Below are 1,113 nucleotides of genomic sequence, written 5' to 3'. Positions count from 1 at the left end.
GTCGGAAGACTGCTTTCCCGAGATCGTCACCGGTGGATTACCCGTCATCTATCCCTTCATCGTCTCCAACCCCGGCGAAGCGGCGCAAGCCAAGCGCCGCATCGCCGCCGTCACCCTTGGTCATCTGCCACCGCCGCTGACCGGCGCCGGGCTCGACGAAAATCAACACAAGCTCGAGCGGCTGGTCGATGAATATGCCCAGGCCGACGGGCTCGACCGCCGCCGCCGAGACCGTCTGGCGAAACTGATCGTCGACACCGCGCAAAAGACCGGTCTCGCCTCCGAAGCCGGCGTCGCCGGGACCGACGCTCCGGACGAAGCGCTGCGCCGCATCGACGCCTGGCTCTGCGACCTCAAGGATTTTGCCATCAAGGATGGGCTGCATATCTATGGCCGCGCCCCTGAGGATGAGCCCGACGCCATGCGGCGACAAAGCGCTGACGCCGAGAAAGCGGCGCTTCTCGCCGCGCTCGATGGCCGCCACGTCAAGGCCGGCTCGGCCGGCGCGCCCGCGCGGGGTCGCTCGGACGTTCTGCCCACCGGCCGCAACCTGTTCACCTCGGACCCGCGCACCATGCCGACGCCGACCGCCTATGATCTGGGCAAGGCAGCGGCGGAGGAGGTGGTGCGCGGCTACATGCAATCGCATGGCGACTGGCCGCGCTCGCTGGTCATCGACCTGTGGGGCTCGGCCTCACTGCGCACCGGCGGCGAGGAGATCGCGCAAGGATTGGCGCTGATGGGCTGCCGGCCGCAATGGGATTCGGCGACCGGCCGCATCACCGGCATCGAGGTGCTGCCGCCGGCCACTCTTGGAAGGCCACGCGTCGATGTCACCTGGCGCATATCGGGCCTGTTCCGCGATATGTTCCCGACCCAGATCGCGCTGATCGATGCCGCCGCCAACGCGGTGGCCGCCCGCGACGAGGACGATACGGAAAACCCGCTCGCGGCCAAAACCCGTGCCGATGGCAAGCTCAGCCCGCGCATCTTCGGCACCTCACCCGGCACCTATGGCGCCGGCGTCGAGGATATCTTGTCCTCCGGTAACTGGGCGGCGCGCGAAGAAATCGGCCGCGCCTATCTCGACGCCACCTCGCATGCCTATGGCGG

Annotated in this window: 1 protein-coding gene; it reads left to right on the top strand. The window is 68.1% G+C overall.

The window, feature by feature from the left end:
* Positions 1 to 1,113, top strand: a 1,113-nt coding sequence (locus EN749_RS36175) for a cobaltochelatase subunit CobN (RefSeq protein WP_189367998.1), incomplete at both ends; no start/stop codon positions are given.

This window comes from Mesorhizobium sp. M7A.F.Ca.ET.027.02.1.1 (assembly GCF_004022985.1).
In the GTDB taxonomy this organism is placed as follows: Bacteria; Pseudomonadota; Alphaproteobacteria; order Rhizobiales; family Rhizobiaceae; genus Mesorhizobium.
Note: the sequence above shows the minus strand (reverse complement) of the source record. Positions and strands in the feature narration are given on the sequence as shown.